The organism is Acinetobacter sp. WCHA45 (genome assembly GCF_002165255.2).
In the GTDB taxonomy this organism is placed as follows: domain Bacteria; phylum Pseudomonadota; class Gammaproteobacteria; order Pseudomonadales; family Moraxellaceae; genus Acinetobacter.
Genome location: NZ_CP028561.1, coordinates 2,020,239 through 2,037,030, shown reverse-complemented (window position 1 = coordinate 2,037,030; position 16,792 = coordinate 2,020,239). Strand labels below are relative to the sequence as shown.

Here is a 16,792-nt window from a genome sequence, read left to right as displayed (position 1 = left end):
AGATAAAATAGACAAAAAGATGGGCACATCAGAGCAGATTTACCCCTAATTTTCTAGTCCTTTTTCACTAGTTTTTGTAATGGTTCTGCCAGCCAAGCAGGATTCTTTGGAGAAAAATGACCAACATAACGCTGCATAATCTGTTCAAGGTCATTTTGATAGTGACCTGTTGGTGTAAATGCTCCTAAGCTGTAAATGGTTTTGCGATCGTAGTCGAAAGCAAACATCACTATGGGTATTCCTGCTGCATGAGCTATATGATAAAAGCCACTTTTTATTTTTTCAGCTTTTTTTCGTGTTCCCTCGGGCGCCATGCCAACCCAAATTTTGTCATATTTGTGAATAGTCGCAACCACTTGCTCAGTGAGGCCATTGGTGCTGTCACGATGAACAGGAATGAGTCCTGCCCAATCTAAAATTGACTTAAAAGGTGGTTTAAATAAAGTATCTTTTCCCAAAACTGTAATTTTTAAACCGAGCCCTCCAATTGCCAAGAAACCATACCAACCATCAATATTTGAAGTGTGTGGAGAAATAATCGCAACTGCTTTGGGTAAGTTTGGAATTTCTCCAACCACAGTCCAACCTTGTCCTAAAAACAGTTTTCTACACAAAGTACGACTGAAAGCCGTTCCACGTTGCGGCACTAACGGAGGTAAGTCAGGAAAATATTGTGGCATAAATCTGTAAATACGATGATAACTACAATTTATGTTAAACGCTCATGAATGGTCTAGCATTGGCAAAAACTAAGATTTTATTGCCAGATCAATGAAAGGATTGGATACTTGAGTTCTCTCTTTTGTTACTCTGGAAAACTGTAAATGCTTAATCTTCGACAGATTTACATTTTATTGTTTTCTTTATATTGGGCACAGGGATTACCTGTAGGTTTCATGACCCATGCCTTACCCGTAATTTTAAGGGCACAAGGTGTCTCTTTAGCACATATCGGTGGTTTTGGTTTACTGATGCTGCCTTGGTCGATCAAAATCTTTTGGGCGACGTATGTTGATCGTTTTGCACTTTCTCGTTTAGGGCATTACCGTAGCTGGATTATTCCGACGCAATTATCCAGTGTTTTTATTTTGGTTATTTTGTCATTTTTCCCTATTCAAGCACTTGATCAACCGAGTTATTTATTTATTTTCTTTGTCTTACTTTTTTTGATGAATTTTACTGGTGCGACACAAGATATTGCCACAGATGCTTTAGCTGTCAATTTACTCAAACAGGATCAACAGCATTGGGGTAATACTTTTCAAGTGATTGGTTCACGCTTAGGATTTATTGTTGGTGGTGGAGCAGTGCTTTGGTGTTTAGATTGGTTAAATTGGCAAAAGACATTTCTTATTTTAGCCATGTTGGTCTTTTTGAATACCCTACCTATTTTGTTTTATCGAGAGCCTAGGCATCATTTCACAAATAGCACGCAGACAACTTCTTCGATTTCATTTAGCCGATCAATTAAAAAATATCTTACGTATTTTACATCTTCTCAAGAGTTAAAAACGTGGTTGATGGTCTTATTGAGTTTTAAAGTTGCTGATGGTTTGGCAGGACCAGTATTAAAACCTTTGATGGTAGATATGGGCCTAAATTACACCCAAATAGGTGTTTTTATCACCATATTTGGTGCTATGGCAGCGCTGGTGGGAGCAGGTGTTGCAGGGCTTTTATTGAAACATTTTTCCAGAATACAATGCTTAATTACTTTCTCAATCCTGAAGATCATCAGTTTAGTTGCTTATACGGGCATTGCTTATGGCTATGAAACTAATCAGCAGATTACGCCATTTTGGTTATATATCGTCAATGCATTTGAAGATGCATGTTCAGCAATGTTATTGGTGGTCATCTTAACTTTGATTATGCAGTACAGTCGCAAAGCATTTGCAGGTACAGATTTTACTTTTCAGGTATCGATTATGGCTACGATGAGTGGTTTACTCTATTTAGGAAGTGGAATTTTGGCTGATGCAATTGGGTATTATCGTTACTTATGCTTGATTTGTATGGTTGCTATTTTGTGTCTATTCCCGATGTTCTATTGGAAAGAAAATACAAGATGAAAACAAATTTTTATTACAAATTTCTTTTAATATTTCTTAATTTTGAAATATAAAGGATAATTTTTATATTGCTTCATTCGCAAAGCTTATTGTTTTAACTCAAAGTCTCGTGATTGCGTATAAGTATTTTTCATGGAATAGTGTTTTTAATAATATTATTTAATTCATTGAAATTTATTAATAAAAAACAATTTTTTATAAAATTCATAAAATGTAATTGATGTGTGTAAAAATTAAACTTTAGTCGAAAATAGAATAAATAAATAATATTTTAATCGTTTTGTCATATAAAGTTAATGTGTAGGATTTGTTACAAATTTAGCTAGGACGTAAACAATGAAAATCAAAATTGTAACAGCAGCAGTGCTTGGTTTACTCGCAACTTCAACATTCGCAGCACCAACAATCTATGGTGAGATTGATGCCAGTGTTGATTATTTACCAGAAAAAAATGCAACGATTGGAAATAAAGATGTTTGGGAAATTAGCTCAAATAATTCGTTCATTGGGATTAAAGGCGATGAAAAACTCACTGATCGTTTAAGCGCTGTATATGCTGCAGAATGGGGTTTAAGTGCTGATGGCGACACCACTGATTGGAGCCAACGTAACCGTTTTGTTGGCTTAAAAGACAGCAAGTTGGGTACAGTTAAAATTGGTAAACATGACACACCAGTCAAGCAACTCTCAAGTGTTGTAGATACCTTCAACAACTATGTTGCTAACAAAGCAGATGTAACAGGGATTTTTACTGGCGAAAACCGTATTGATAATGTAGTGATCTATGAGTCACCTGCAGTCAAAGTTCTTGATGGTGCATTTAAATTTAATGCTTTACTGGCAACAGGTGAGGCGACTGGAATTAAGCAAAGCAGTGGTGGTGCCAAAGTTGAAGGTCAGGGCTTAGGTGATGCTTGGTCAGCTTCGGTAACTTATGAAAACCCACTTTTTGTTGCGGGTCTCGGTTATGACAAAGCGATCCCAAGTACGTTCTTAGGTAAAGGTATTTTAAATGCATCTGATCCTGAAATTGCAGGCGGATCAGTGTTTGCTGCGGCAAATACAGTTCGTGCGATTGGCCGATTAAATCCAATTGAAGGTTTAGCGCTTAAAGCACTTTATCAAAGTTCAGAAGTTGAAGAAACTTCTTATGCTGATGCGGGTGATGCAACTAAATGGGCTGCAAAAGCTAAAAATATTGATGATGCACAAGGTTGGTTAGTCGGTGCTGAATATAACATTCCACAGTCTAAAAACTGGACAGTGAAAGCTCAATACAGCCAAAACGATACCAGTTTCAAAGACAACAGTGCAGACTTCAAAGCTAAACAAGTCATCGCAGGTGCGGATTATGCATTTAGTAAGCAAGTAAAAACCTATGGTTATGCTGGCTATTTAACGCTTGAGCAAGCGGATAAAAAAGACAAGCAACCTGTAGGTGGCCTAGGATTAGAATTCAAATTCTAATCTTATCTTTCCCAAAGCACTCAAAAGTTATTTGTTTTGAGTGCTTTTTTATTATTTGAATGAATTATTAAGATTTAAATAATATATGAATATTGAAAATGATTATTGTTAACTCAATTATTGTTTTAAATTTTTTGAAAAAAATAATAATATAGATAAAATTTATTAAAATTGGTTGCTGAAAAATTAATCATTTAAGTCATTTTTAAGTTTCAGCTCCTATTTTAATGTCACCCAAAATTATCATTTCTATCTATTGTGACGATGACTATGCTGCTGAAAAAACTAAGGGCAAAGCCTATTTCGCTACTCACGTTTAACCTATTGCTTTCAATTTGGTTAGGACTTTTCTTAAATTTTGCCTTTTATGAAAAGCTTCAGTCGCTTACACCTTATACAGGTATTAAAGCAGGGTTATTCGTAGCCGCTTCAGCTGTAGTCGTTATCTCAGCATATTTCTTTCTTTTTCAATTTTTGAACTGGAAATGGACAGCGAAGCCTGTTGCAATCGCCATGGTATTTATTGGTGGATTTGCTTCATATGCTGTCAGCACATTAGGGGTGTTAATCACTTCAGATCAGATTCAGAATTTGATGCAAACAGATATCGCTGAAGCAAGAGATACGTGGTCGATACATTTGGTCACTTGGACACTGGGCATGACCGTATTACCGATTATTGCTATATTGATCGTAAAACTGAAATCTGAACCGATCTTGAAGCAGTTGTTGAAAAAGGTCATGGCGACGATTGTATCACTAGCGATGGTGGGTGGGTTATTGTTCGTGTTTTACGTGGATTTTGCGGCAATCTTCCGTGAAAACCGTGATTTAAAAGGAATGATCTCTCCACAAAATATGATTGCTTCTTTTGTGTCTTATTATAAAAAGAAAGCGCCTAAAGAAAATTTACCATTGGTCACTTATGGGACTGATGCAAAACTTGTAAAAGAAAATTCTGCTCGTCCGAAATTGATGGTTTTGGTGGTAGGTGAGACAGCTCGTGCTGAAAACTTTTCTTTAAATGGTTATGCGAAAAATACTAACCCGAAATTATCAAAGCAAGACATTATTAACTTCTCTCAAGTAAGTTCATGTGGTACAGCAACGGCTGTTTCATTGCCATGTATGTTCTCTGGTATGCCTCGTAAAGATTATGATGAAGGGCTTGCAAGCCATCGTGAAGGTCTACTCGATATTGCAAAACGTGCAGGTTATCAAGTGACATGGATTGATAATAATTCTGGTTGTAAGGGAACTTGTGATCGAGTTGAACAATTTAAGATTCCAGAGCCAATTCAAAAGAAATGGTGTAAAGATGAAGAGTGTTTTGATGATATTTTAATTGATAGCCTGAAAGCTTATCTTGCAACAATTCCTAAAGATGATACGCGTCCACGCTTAGTGGTACTACATCAAATGGGTAGTCATGGTCCAGCCTATTACAAACGTATTCCAGCAGAATTTAAAGTTTTTAAACCAACCTGTGATACCAATGCGATTCAAGGTTGTAGTCAAGATGCACTGATTAATAGTTATGATAATACCTTGCTTTATACGGATTATGTTTTGGACTCATTGATTGAAACGTTAAAAGGTCAAACACAGCACGAAGCAGGCTTGTGGTATTTATCGGATCACGGTGAATCAACAGGTGAAAGTGGCATGTATTTACATGGAGCGCCATATGCAATTGCCCCGACTCAACAAACCCATGTTCCAATGTTGATGTGGTTCTCTGATCTTTGGAAAAAACAAGCTCCAGAACAAATGAAATGTTTAGCGAAGCAAAATAAGAGTGAATTGAGTCAAGACAATTTGTTTCCAACGATGTTAAGTTTACTTGATGTCAAAACTAAGGTGATTGACCCTAAAAATGACATGTTAGCGACATGTTCTAACCCATAAGGTGAGATAAAGTCATGACCAAAATCTTGATGATCGAAGATGACTTTATGATCGCAGAGTCAACCTTGACTCTATTGCGTTATCATCAGTTTGAAGTGGAGTGGGTCAATAATGGTGTGGATGGTTTAACGATGTTGACCAAACAACCATTTGACTTAGTACTGCTAGATCTAGGATTGCCTCTGATGGATGGGATGCAAATCTTAAGACAGATTCGTCAGCGATCTTCTATACCTGTTTTAATTATCTCAGCGCGTGATCAACTCCAAAATCGAGTGGATGGACTGAATCAAGGTGCTGACGATTATTTGATTAAACCTTATGAGTTCGACGAATTACTCGCACGTATTCATGCTTTGTTACGACGTGGCGGTACTGAGAATGCACAATATAAACAACAAACCCAATTGCTCAAAAGTGGTGATTTGGTTCTTGATGTCGAGCAGCATTTAGCGACCTTCAAAGGACAACAGATTGAGTTATCAAACCGTGAATGGGCAATTTTAATTCCGCTTGTAAGCCATCCAAATAAAATCTTCTCCAAAGCAAATCTTGAAGATAAGCTTTATGATTTTGATAGTGAGGTGACCAGTAATACCATAGAGGTTTATGTACATCACTTACGTGCAAAACTAGGTAAAGATTTTATTCGAACTATCCGTGGTTTGGGTTACCGACTAGGACAATCATAAATATTTATGAAAATATCTAAGCAATACTCACTGAAAAAAAGACTGATTTGGGGAACCTCGGTCTTTAGTTTGCTGCTTGGATGTTTATTAATTTTTACAGCTTATAAAACAGCTTTACATGAAGTTGATGAGATTCTTGATACACAAATGCAATATATGGCTGAGCGTTCGACTGCTCAGCCATTAACAACTGTTGTGAGTAAAGTTGAATTGCATCGCACATATCACGAAGAAGATTTGCTGGTTGATATTTGGGCTTATAAAGATCAAAGTCATTTATGGCATCAAACACACTTACTCATTCCGCCTGTAAAACAAGCGGGTTTTTATAGCCAAGAAACGCCACAAGGCAAATGGCGTGTCTATGTCATTCCTTTAAAAGACTATCAAATACAAGTTAGTCAGCAGGAAGATGTTCGCCAATCATTTGCTTGGGAATTGGCAGGGAGTATGTTTGTTCCCTATATTATTTTATTGCCTTTTGCGATTTTGGTTTTAGCTTTTATCATTCGTTTGAGTTTAAAACCTCTCGACGATTTCAAAACAGAATTAAGGCGACGTGATTCAGATGGTTTAGCGCCCATTGATGGCAATGATTATCCTCAAGAGTTGATCCCAACTATTGAGGAGATGAATCATTTATTTGAACGAATTCAACATGCTCAAACCGAACAAAAGCAGTTTATAGCAGATGCTGCACATGAATTACGAACACCCGTCACTGCACTCAATTTACAGACCAAGATTCTGATTAGTCAATTTCCTGAACATGAAGCATTGCAAAATTTGAGTAAAGGCTTGGCGCGTATTCAGCATTTGGTGACGCAGCTTTTAGCTTTAGCAAAACAAGATGTTGGATTAAGTTTAATCGAACCAAATACTCACTTTCGTTTGAATGATGTCGCACTCAATTGTGTTGAACAGCTTGTTAATCTTGCAATGCAAAAAGAAATTGACTTAGGTTTTGAACGTAACGATTTGATTGAAATGCAAAGTCTTGAATCAACTGTTCATTCAATTATTTTTAATCTGATTGATAACGCGATTAAGTACACGCCAGATCAAGGTATTATTAATATTTCGGTTTACAGTGACAGTGACGATTTTGCTTGTATTCAAATCGAAGATAGCGGTATCGGTATTGATGCTGAACAATACGATAAAGTTCTAAAACGTTTTTATCGAGTGCACCATCATTTAGAAGTGGGCAGTGGTCTAGGACTTTCAATTGTCGATAAAGCCACACAGCGGTTAGGTGGAAGCCTAGTTTTATCTCGAAGTCTTGATTTAGGTGGTTTATCGGTTTTGGTTCGTTTACCTAAAAAGCTCTAAGTTTAGCTATCGTTGATTTGATTGATTGAATTATCAAATGAGTTAAGTGATTTTTTCAGAATGCTCTTTTAAGAAACGTAAAAACAAAACACATTTCTGAATCCGTTTGCCATCATTACCCACTTTGCTAATATTAAAATTCAGAACCCATTTTAAGCGTTTCCCAACTTTGCATATATCACTATAAACTTGCGGTTCAGCAAGTAGGGCTTGATAAAGAATTTGACTAGCATCGGATAATTGTTCAAATTCGAAATGATAGGCTGTAGAAAAAATAAATAGCAACCAGTCACGAACAAAACAATCATGTAGACTCAGGATTTCATGCGGGTCAGTTTCAAAATCAATAAAACTAAATCGGTTATTTTGATCAACAAGAATGTTGCGAGCGAATGCTTCGCTTAAATAGCCTTGTTTAGAATGAATATACTGAATAGCTTGAATGGCTTGGCTAAATAATAATGATTTTGAGTGAATATCTTTTTGACAAGCCAATGCTTGATCTAGTTGTGAGACGCTACTTTGATGTTGTGATCCGATGTCTTCAAGCAAAATTCCTTTTTTTGAAACTGCAAGGACATTCGATGTAGAAACACCTAAAGATTTGAGTGTTTGAATCCGATGGTATTCACATTGAATTGCACCAGAACCACCTTGATTAGGAACAGGAGTAATTGCACCTAAATTAAATATTTTTGCTAACCACTTCAATGGGGTGTAAAGCCATAAACCGTGACGTTCAGATGCTTTCTTTAACCATACTTTTTGAGAACCTAGATCGTAGGCTTGAATGGAAGATTGTTGCTTAGTTAAAGTAGTTTCTAAGAAATTTTGAAAGTCATCCATCAGCAGCAAACAGTACCTAAGTGAATATCATGATCATGCATGAAGCCATGCGAGTAGGGCATCACTTTATCATATCAGGACTCATTTGCGTTACAGAATTAGCCGCTGCATGAGCTAAATGACGTTTATAGGTGATCATATAAATCACAATATTGATAGCAAAGCAGATCCACGCTGTCCATAAATTATGGCTGAGAAAATGAGCACCACGCATCATCTGTGCCCATCCCATCGCAAAACCAAGTAGGATACCTGCAAATAGATAAAACCATGCTCGCTTTTGTTCATCGAGTCGATAGACAAAATAACCTGTCACCAGTGCAAAGCCTGTACTAGCATGTCCACCAGGAAAACAATGTCCAGCGGTTGCTGAAAAATCCCAAATAAAACCTGTGACAGTCTTATGGGTCATATCCCATGGGCAAGCATGAGCAGCTTGTGCTTTCATTAGACCAATAATGCATGTACATAACATACTGACCCAAAACATATAGCCATACTGCCAACGTTTCGCTTTGAATTTTTCTATTTTAAAGGAAGCGATCCACAGTAGGAAAAAGCTTACATAGACAATAGTTAAAACTTTTTTGACATAAGTATGATTGAGCTTTGCAAGATACCAATCGCCTTTCAAAGCAAAATCGCCAAAAGTTCCTACCCATGGTTGAATCAAATATAGATCTATTGCTCCGCCGACTGGAAACACGAATAAGAGGATAAAAAAACTCACAAATAATAAGAAACTTGCGATTAAGAAAAAACGTGTTTTTAAAATCATAGAGCATGCAATTCGGCAGAATGATAGTTTTGTTATTTAATAATTTGAAACTTAATTGTCTCTTAAAATGTTCATAAAAAAAGCGGCTGAATAGCCGCTTTAAAAAATTCTTTTTAAAACATTGATTCTTCTGAATTTGCTGAAATTTTATGAATTGAAAGATCCGCACCACGATATTCATCTTCTTGAGAAAGGCGAATCCCCATTGTAACTTTCAATATGCCATAAACGGTGAAACCACCAGCAAGCGCAATCACAATGCCTAAAACTGTTCCAATGATTTGAGAAATAATCGAGACACCTCCTAAACCACCTAATGCTTGTAGACCAAATATGCCTGCCGCAATCCCACCAAATGCACCACATACACCATGTAAAGGCCATACACCCAAAACATCATCTACTTTAAGTTTATTTTGTGTATAAGTGAATAAATACACAAACAAAGCACCCGCAGCACCACCAATTACAAGTGCACCAATTGGGTGCACAATATCAGAGCCTGCACAGATTGCGACCAAACCTGCGAGAGGGCCATTATGTAAGAAACCAGGGTCACCTTTACCCATGAAGTTTGCTGACAATGTACCACCAACCATTGCCATAAGAGAGTTAATCGCAACTAATCCTGAAATAGCATCAACGCGTTGTGCGCTCATGACATTAAAGCCAAACCAACCAACAATTAAAATCCAAGAGCCTAAAGCAAGGAATGGAATCGATGAAGGTGGATGTGCACTCACACGACCATCATGCTTATAACGACCATGACGCGCGCCAAGTAAAATCACTGCGGCTAATGCAATCCAACCACCCATTGCATGTACGACAACTGAACCTGCAAAGTCATGGAAGCTTGCACCAAAAGAGCTTTCTAACCATTTTTGAAAGCCGTAGTTGCCATTCCAAATTATGCCTTCGAAGAAAGGATAGATTAAAGCCACTAGAATTAAAGTGGCGATTGCTTGTGAACGCATTTTGGCGCGTTCTGCGATGCCGCCAGAAATAATTGCTGGAATCGCTGCTGCGAAGGTGAGTAAGAAAAAGCAACGCATTAAGTTAAACCCATGGTCAGCCGCTAAAGTGCTTCCTGCATGGAAAAAGTTTTGTCCGTATGCAATCCAGTAACCGACAAAGAAATAAGCGATTGCTGAAATCGCAAAATCGGTCAGAATTTTACTGAGCGCATTAACTTGGTTTTTATGGCGGACTGTACCAAGCTCAAGAAATGCAAAACCTGCATGCATTGCCAATACGAGTACTGCACCAAGCAGTAAGAAAAATAGATCTACGTTTTGCATAGTGGTGCTCAAAAAAAGTGCTAAATTTAATTTCGATGCAAACATTTGATTCGTTTTTTGCACCAAAATAGATTTAGTAAATCTAAAAACTTAAGCTGTCGTTGAACAACTCAATTTGATAAAAAATATAAAGCAAAAAACGCACCAATTTAGAAAGTAAATTGTAATTTTGGTGAAAAGTGGTGCATTTTTCTTAAAAATAGCACCATTTATTATACTTTGAGAACTAAATTTTTAACTATGAATGCGCTATTGCAACCGAAAATTACAGCTTAAGCTTGAGTAATAGAACTTGAGTCTATTTTCATCGGATTTAGTATTTTTCCAAGTACATTCGTTACTTTGACTTAATAATTCATAAAAGATCTTTGATATATTGCTGAGTTTAAAAAGTGATTTGCTATTAGGATGCAAATGAATATATTTCGCATAGATTCCTTTCGTAATCGACTACTGGTCCTGTTCGCAGGGATGTCTTTTATGTTTGGATTATGTATTACTTTATATATTGGTAAGACTGCTTCGGCGCAAATGAGTCAAACCAGCGGTCAGACCTTATATATTGCAGCGAAAAGTATCAGTAATACCTTGGCAAACTCGCTTACAGAACGTGAGCGAGAAATGGTGTTATTAAGCCAATCTCCATTTTTTGCTGAAGCTGATTTTCATAACCCGCGAGTACAACAACAACTTGAGCAAGTCAAAAAGTCTTATAAATATTATGCTTGGTTAGGAATCGCTAATACTCAGGGGCAAGTCGTTGTTGCAGCTAATCATTTACTAGAAGGGGCAGATGTTTCAGAACGCCCGTGGTTTATTCATGGTGTAAATCAAGTTTATCTAGGCGATGTACATAAAGCTGTTTTACTGGCCAAGAAAATTAAAGCGATTAATCCTAATGAACCATTACGTTTTATTGATTTCGCTACGCCAATTTATGATCCATCGACACAGAAAATTAAAGGCGTTTTGGCTGCACATGCAGATTGGAGTTGGGCGAGTCATGTATTAAGCAGTTCATTATCGGAAAATGCTGCACAACGAGGTATTGAGGTATTTATTGTCAATCAGCATGGTGAAATTCTATATCCATTTAAAAGCATTGGACAAGTCCAGCCTCCTGCATTTCAGGCAAATCGTGGACATCATTTTTTGCATAATTGGAATGAAAAACAACAGTATTTAACTACAGATGTCCCTGTGCTTTCGCAAACTAAGAGCAATTTAGGTTGGCACGTGATTATTCGTCAGCCTATTTCGATTGCTTTAGCAGAAGTAAAATCACTGCAACATAAAATATTAGCTCTGGGCTTTATTTTGTCATTATTGCTGTTGCTACTTACTTATAAATTGGCGAATAAGTTTAGCCGTCCGATTGAATTATTAGCAGATTCAGCGCATGCCGTGGAAAAAGGGCAAGAAGATATTCAATTTGAAGCTCAAACCAGTATTCGTGAGATTCGGGGCTTATCTCAGTCGTTGCAAAGCATGACCGATACCCTGCTTACTCAGAAACATCAACTTCAAGATGCCAATGCCACACTTGAGCAAAAAGTTGCAGAACGTACGCACGAACTACAAGTTGCCAATGTCGAGTTAGCTCATATTGCGCGTTATGATGCACTTACAGGCTTACATAATCGCCGTGCTTTCAATGATTATTTATCCTATCTATTTACTCAAATGTCGCGTACACAACAGACTTATGCAGTGCTATTAATGGATATCGATTTCTTTAAAAAGGTGAATGATACCTTTGGACATGAAACAGGTGATCAGGTATTGCAGCGTGTTGCAGAAATTCTTCCAACTGCTTTACGGATTACTGATTTCGTTGCACGCTTAGGTGGCGAAGAGTTTATTGCCTTGTTGCCTGCTACTTCATTGGATGGAGCTGCGATATTGGCAGAGAAAATCCGATCTACGATTGAGCAAGAACAAATTATTGTAAATCACGCCATCAGTTTAAGTATTGGTGTAAGTGTAGTCCTGTTAGATGATACTGATATGAATGATGCGATTCGTCGTGCAGATAAAAATTTGTATATGGCGAAGCAGCAAGGACGTAATCGAGTGATTTCTTGATTGCTATAGTGGATTCAAAGTTCATGTAAATAGCTTTGGGAACGCACTACTTTTAATATTTGATAATTGCTAGGGTTTTTAAAATTTTTAGGTGAATGAGCATGTCCTTTGATCTCAAAGTTAGTTTACAACAAAGGGCTGAGCCGTCTGCGCAGCAGAAAAAGCTGAACCGCCTGATTGATAAAATTGAACAGCAAAAAATTAGCCTTGCCACTTGGCAGAATGCCCAAGCCGAGATTCAACAACACACACGGAAAAAATTAATGCCTGTGTATAGTGAGCTGCATGATGTTTTATTTCAGCAGTTGGATCAACTTTGGATGCTGTTACAGCAACATGAGTTTTCCAAAGCCGAGATGCAGCAATTGGATGAAAAAATTGCTCAGCTTGCACAGTTGTTAAAGCGTTCCAAAATGTTGAATGATGAACAGTTAACGCTAGTCAAGCAGATCGAAACTTTTTATCAGCAACATGTCCAGCAATCGATTAAAAAGAATAAAAAAGTACAGTCAGTTAAGTTCGAATTTAATGAAAACTTTGATCAAAATATAGAATTAGAACAAGATGACTTTGAGCAGTATGCTGTCGAACAACAGCAAGCACGGGAACAAGCCAAGCAACTTAGACAACAGCAGAAACGTGAACAAGCTGAGCAGATGGCAGCCCAATCGCTGAAAACCGTGTATTTAAAAATTGCTGCGATGATTCATCCTGACCGTGAGCAAGATGAAAGCAAAAAAGCAGAAAAAACCGAGTTATTCCAACAGGCAAGTCAGGCCTATGAACAACATGATTTGTTTTATTTGCTCAAACTTCAATTACAGCTTGAACAGAATAAGGGTGTAGAGTCGAAAGAGTTATCGGCAGAGCAAGTGAAGTTTTATAAACTGGCTTTGGATGCACAGAGTCAGCAGCTTGAAAGTCAAATTGAAGAAATTTTAGATTCTTTTCAGTTGGCGAAAAAAGTCAAAGCAGAGCATCTGCATATTGGTGATGTGTATAAAGCCATAGATGCGGATTATGCTGAGTTAAAGCAGCAGTTGAAGTGGGAAAAAGAGCGTTTAAAGCATATGAAAAAAGTGAGTGGGGTAGAGATGTTATTGGGGCATGGGGCACTGTAACCTCTTCCTAACCCTTTCCTGAAAGGAGAAGAAGTTTCCTCTCCCTTTGGTTTGTGTTGGGGTGAGGCTTAGTCATTTAAATCGTCATCTTTGCCATTAGTTCTATTTTCTATACCTTTCTTTAACATATCTATTAATTCTTTTTCTTCATCTGAGAGTGAAGATAAACTAGATGTATTGATAATATTTAAAATGCGTGGAATATCTAAAAAGCTTTCTACAGTATCAGCTTTAATCTGTTTTGAAACATTTGATATTGTATAAAAATCATTTGATGATCGAGTAACTTGAATCATGGTGCGTAGTATTTTTAAGACTCCATTTATATCTTGAGTTTGTGCTTCAAACCAAATTAGTACATCAGAAGAATTCCCCCATTTTTTCCAACGATACATTAATGAAAGGAATGATTTATTCTTAATAATTTTTTCAGGATTTAAATTAGCTGATTGATTTAGGGTTTGTTGAGAATTACCGAGAGTTAATTAAACTAGCGCACAATTGAATCATGGCTTCAAAACTCGTATCTGTTTTACAACTACGCATCGCTATACGTTTAAATTCTTTTAACTTACAGAAATAGTTTTCAATGAGATGACGCCATTTATACATAATCGTATCAAATGCTCTCATTACTTTTCGATTAGATTTGGGTGGGATCACCACTTTCACTTTACGTTCATTTAGTTCTTGAATCAGCCAATCTGCATCAAATGCTTTATCCGCTAGTAATGCTTGAAAATCAACATCTTCAATTAAAGGTTTGGTTTCTACTAAATCGTGATATTGACCAGGCATTAATCGAAACTTAATGAGGTTGCCTAGACTATCCACTAAGGCAAGAATTTTACAGGTCATTCCACCTCGAGATTTACCTATAGACTGTTTGAAAGTCCCCCTTTTGCACCTTGCCCATGTCGATGAACTTTAACAATCGTTCCATCAATCATGGCGTATTCCAAATCAACATCTTCATTTACAGATGCAAAAATAGTTTCAAATACACCAGCTTTCACCCAGTCACGGTATCTTTTAAAGACGGTATTCCATTTACCAAAATGAGGAGGTAGATCACGCCATGGACTGCCTGTACGGGCAATCCAGAGGACTGCTTCTAAGAATAATCGATTATCTTTTCCACTACGACCTCGATCGGTCACTTTACCTAGGCAAAAAGGTTCCATTTTTGCCCATTGGGCATCAGTAAGTATGTATCTATCCATAGTACTATTATAAATTAATCAGTTGCCTTTGTTAATTCTCAACAAGCCCTAATTTGTTAATAAAATTATTTTTGAGTTGTTCAAAATCAGAATCATCTAATAAAGTTTCACGATTTTTTTCTCTATTCTGATGTTCTGCAATCAGAATATCATCAATAATTGAAAAGTTTGAATTTTGATTAATGTAATCACTCAAAATTTTAGTTCGTGACTTTATATCTTGAATGTCTTCTAAACACCAAGAGGATAATCTGAACAAATACGTTTGTGCCGAAAAACCTAAAAATTTATTAGATTCGCTGTTGACTTCATCACCAGCATCTAACATTGCATAGAGATATGAATTAAAGTTTTCTTGAGGGACTTGTTTACTATAAGCTTCAAATTTAGATAAAAAATCTTCTAATACATTTCTTGCATCTAGGGCTAGTAATTTCTCTTTTAGTTGTTCTCTATCATTAGTTAGTTGGAGGAAATTTATAAAGTCAGAAGTTGAAAAGTCTTCACTATCAAAACTAAGTTTAAAATATTTATCAAAGTGATCTTTATGACAAATTCTCAGTTGTGTGAACCATTCTTGATATGAATTGTGATTATGATAGTAGTTACTTATGATCCATTGAACAGTAGGGAAGAGTAACGTTAAAATTTCTTTAACAGATTCTCTATTTTTTTCAGATGCACTATTGATTACATCTTCAATGACTCTTGAATATTTTATTTTTTCTGATTGATTGTCACCATAGTTAGAATTTAAAGTTGTGAAAGCTTTCTTAGATTGCGAAAGTTTCGCATAGACAGTTGGCTCAAATACTCTTAAGCATTCAATAGCAATCAAGTCTATTGGATCTGCTTCAAAAATATCATTATTTTTAAAGAGATTAAAATTAAAAGAAAGAGCCGAGTTGAATCTATATACATTTCTTAAATTACTAAAATAATTTTTAAAACCATTATGATATATCTCAGCCCATCTTTTTTGATCAAATTTTTTGTCTGCGTCAGTGTGACTGTTTATCACATTATTTAGTAGTTTAAATAAGACTTTATGGACTTGTTTCAATTGGATTTGGGGAATTGTAAAAGGAATTTGGATGATTTTTTCCAGATAGTTTTCCCCAGACTGGGTACTATCAGTAAGCTTTTTTTCTACAATATCTTTTTGAAATAAGAGCAGAAATATTACATTCGGGAAATCGGTATTTGCTTTAATTAATTGGAAAATCATCCTTAACTCTGTAGTTGTAAGACGATCTAGATCATCCATAACAATCAAAAGAGGAGTCTGCCTTTTACCTAAGGCTTCTATAAGCTCATCACGAATTTCCGTTAAGTTTTTTTCATTTAACTTTGCTTGCTTTTCATAATTTTCCGAAAGTTTACCTAAAAATTCACTTCCTTTTTCTGTAGCAGGTAAAATTAAGGCGATAAAAGAAGTGATGGTGGCAATGAGTATGGGTAATTGTGTATTTTCAGTAAAGTAACTACTAATTACGCCTGTACTCAATATAGCGGTTACAATTAGTGGTAAAGCAAGATTAGCACCTTTGAGAAAAGTATGTGCGGTGGATAAGTGATTGCCATATCTAGAGAATATATTTGCTAAATTTTGATCTTCTTGAGATGAATTTCTTCTTCCTACAGATTTTGATATTTATCAAAAAAAGCTTGAACAATCTTATCTTGAGCTGACCATTCCCAAGGTGAAAATTCTATAATTGTTGGTGAGTTTTTTTGTTTTTTAGAATGTGATAAAGCCATATTTTTTATGGATGATTTACCAGCACCCCAATCTCCATGTAGAGCGATAACTAGGCTATCATCACCTTTCCATTGTGAAATAGCATCGCTTAAATTTTTAGAAAAATCGGCTCTATCTAATAAATCATCTTCGAGATTTTTAATTGGTCTGTCAGCAGAAAATCCATATTTATCTGTAGTAGTCATGTCTAAGCGTTAGTTAAAAT

Annotated in this window: 14 protein-coding genes and 1 pseudogene; 7 read left to right on the top strand and 8 right to left on the bottom strand. The window is 36.3% G+C overall.

The genetic code is table 11. From position 1 onward, the window contains the following. Positions 1–53 precede the first annotated feature (53 nt). The gene (locus CDG55_RS11180) at positions 54–680 is read right to left on the bottom strand and encodes a 1-acyl-sn-glycerol-3-phosphate acyltransferase (protein WP_087535760.1); all 627 of its coding nucleotides are present in this window, start codon (positions 678–680) and stop codon (positions 54–56) included. A 144-nt stretch (positions 681–824) separates the two neighbouring features. Between CDG55_RS11180 and CDG55_RS11175 the strand changes: the two genes are divergently transcribed. From CDG55_RS11175 to CDG55_RS11155, 5 genes are all read left to right on the top strand, one after another. Beyond that, on the top strand, positions 825–2,072 hold the full coding sequence (locus CDG55_RS11175) for an MFS transporter (protein ID WP_087535761.1): 1,248 nt from the start codon (positions 825–827) through the stop codon (positions 2,070–2,072). 336 nt (positions 2,073–2,408) lie between these two features. Continuing rightward, positions 2,409–3,539 carry a porin gene (locus tag CDG55_RS11170; RefSeq protein ID WP_087535762.1) on the top strand — a complete coding sequence of 377 codons (1,131 nt, stop codon included), beginning with the start codon at positions 2,409–2,411 and terminating at the stop codon, positions 3,537–3,539. 270 nt (positions 3,540–3,809) lie between these two features. After that, positions 3,810–5,447 (top strand): phosphoethanolamine transferase, encoded by a 1,638-nt coding sequence (locus tag CDG55_RS11165; protein ID WP_087535763.1) that lies wholly within the window; start codon positions 3,810–3,812, stop codon positions 5,445–5,447. A gap of 14 nt (positions 5,448–5,461) precedes the next feature. Next, positions 5,462–6,139, top strand: a complete 678-nt coding sequence (locus tag CDG55_RS11160) for a response regulator transcription factor (RefSeq protein WP_087535764.1) — start codon at positions 5,462–5,464, stop codon at positions 6,137–6,139. Between the two features lie 6 nt (positions 6,140–6,145). Further along, on the top strand, positions 6,146–7,471 hold the full coding sequence (locus CDG55_RS11155; RefSeq protein ID WP_087535765.1) for an ATP-binding protein: 1,326 nt from the start codon (positions 6,146–6,148) through the stop codon (positions 7,469–7,471). A 42-nt stretch (positions 7,472–7,513) separates the two neighbouring features. Here the strand turns inward: CDG55_RS11155 and CDG55_RS11150 are convergent, their stop codons facing one another. The 3 genes from CDG55_RS11150 to CDG55_RS11140 form a co-directional block, all read right to left on the bottom strand. Next, a complete protein-coding gene (locus CDG55_RS11150) occupies positions 7,514–8,317 on the bottom strand; it encodes a serine/threonine protein kinase (RefSeq protein WP_087535766.1) in 804 nt (267 codons plus the stop codon). A gap of 61 nt (positions 8,318–8,378) precedes the next feature. After that, entirely contained in the window at positions 8,379–9,095 is a 717-nt protein-coding gene (locus tag CDG55_RS11145) for a phosphatase PAP2 family protein (RefSeq protein ID WP_087535767.1), read from the bottom strand. A 113-nt stretch (positions 9,096–9,208) separates the two neighbouring features. Further along, a complete protein-coding gene (locus CDG55_RS11140) occupies positions 9,209–10,396 on the bottom strand; it encodes an ammonium transporter (RefSeq protein ID WP_087535779.1) in 1,188 nt (395 codons plus the stop codon). 414 nt (positions 10,397–10,810) lie between these two features. Here CDG55_RS11140 and CDG55_RS11135 point away from each other — a divergent pair, with 414 nt between their 5' ends. Together CDG55_RS11135 and CDG55_RS11130 are read left to right on the top strand one after the other, a co-directional pair. Then, complete coding sequence (locus CDG55_RS11135) at positions 10,811–12,481, top strand: sensor domain-containing diguanylate cyclase (RefSeq protein WP_087535768.1); 1,671 nt, start codon at positions 10,811–10,813, stop codon at positions 12,479–12,481. A gap of 101 nt (positions 12,482–12,582) precedes the next feature. Further along, entirely contained in the window at positions 12,583–13,602 is a 1,020-nt protein-coding gene (locus tag CDG55_RS11130) for a molecular chaperone DnaJ (RefSeq protein ID WP_087535769.1), read from the top strand. Between the two features lie 68 nt (positions 13,603–13,670). Here CDG55_RS11130 and CDG55_RS11125 read toward each other — a convergent pair whose 3' ends face one another. The 4 genes and pseudogenes from CDG55_RS11125 to CDG55_RS11110 all read right to left on the bottom strand — a co-directional run bounded on the left by CDG55_RS11125 (position 13,671) and on the right by CDG55_RS11110 (position 16,772). Next, positions 13,671–13,997, bottom strand: a complete 327-nt coding sequence (locus tag CDG55_RS11125) for a hypothetical protein (protein ID WP_228252555.1) — start codon at positions 13,995–13,997, stop codon at positions 13,671–13,673. Positions 13,998–14,073: 76 nt separating this feature from the next. After that, a pseudogene (locus tag CDG55_RS11120) lies at positions 14,074–14,786 on the bottom strand (IS5 family transposase). A gap of 70 nt (positions 14,787–14,856) precedes the next feature. Further along, on the bottom strand, positions 14,857–16,332 hold the full coding sequence (locus tag CDG55_RS11115) for a P-loop NTPase fold protein (protein ID WP_087536970.1): 1,476 nt from the start codon (positions 16,330–16,332) through the stop codon (positions 14,857–14,859). Positions 16,333–16,463: 131 nt separating this feature from the next. Next, on the bottom strand, positions 16,464–16,772 hold the full coding sequence (locus tag CDG55_RS11110; protein ID WP_087536969.1) for a P-loop NTPase fold protein: 309 nt from the start codon (positions 16,770–16,772) through the stop codon (positions 16,464–16,466). Between the last annotated feature and the right edge of the window lie 20 nt (positions 16,773–16,792).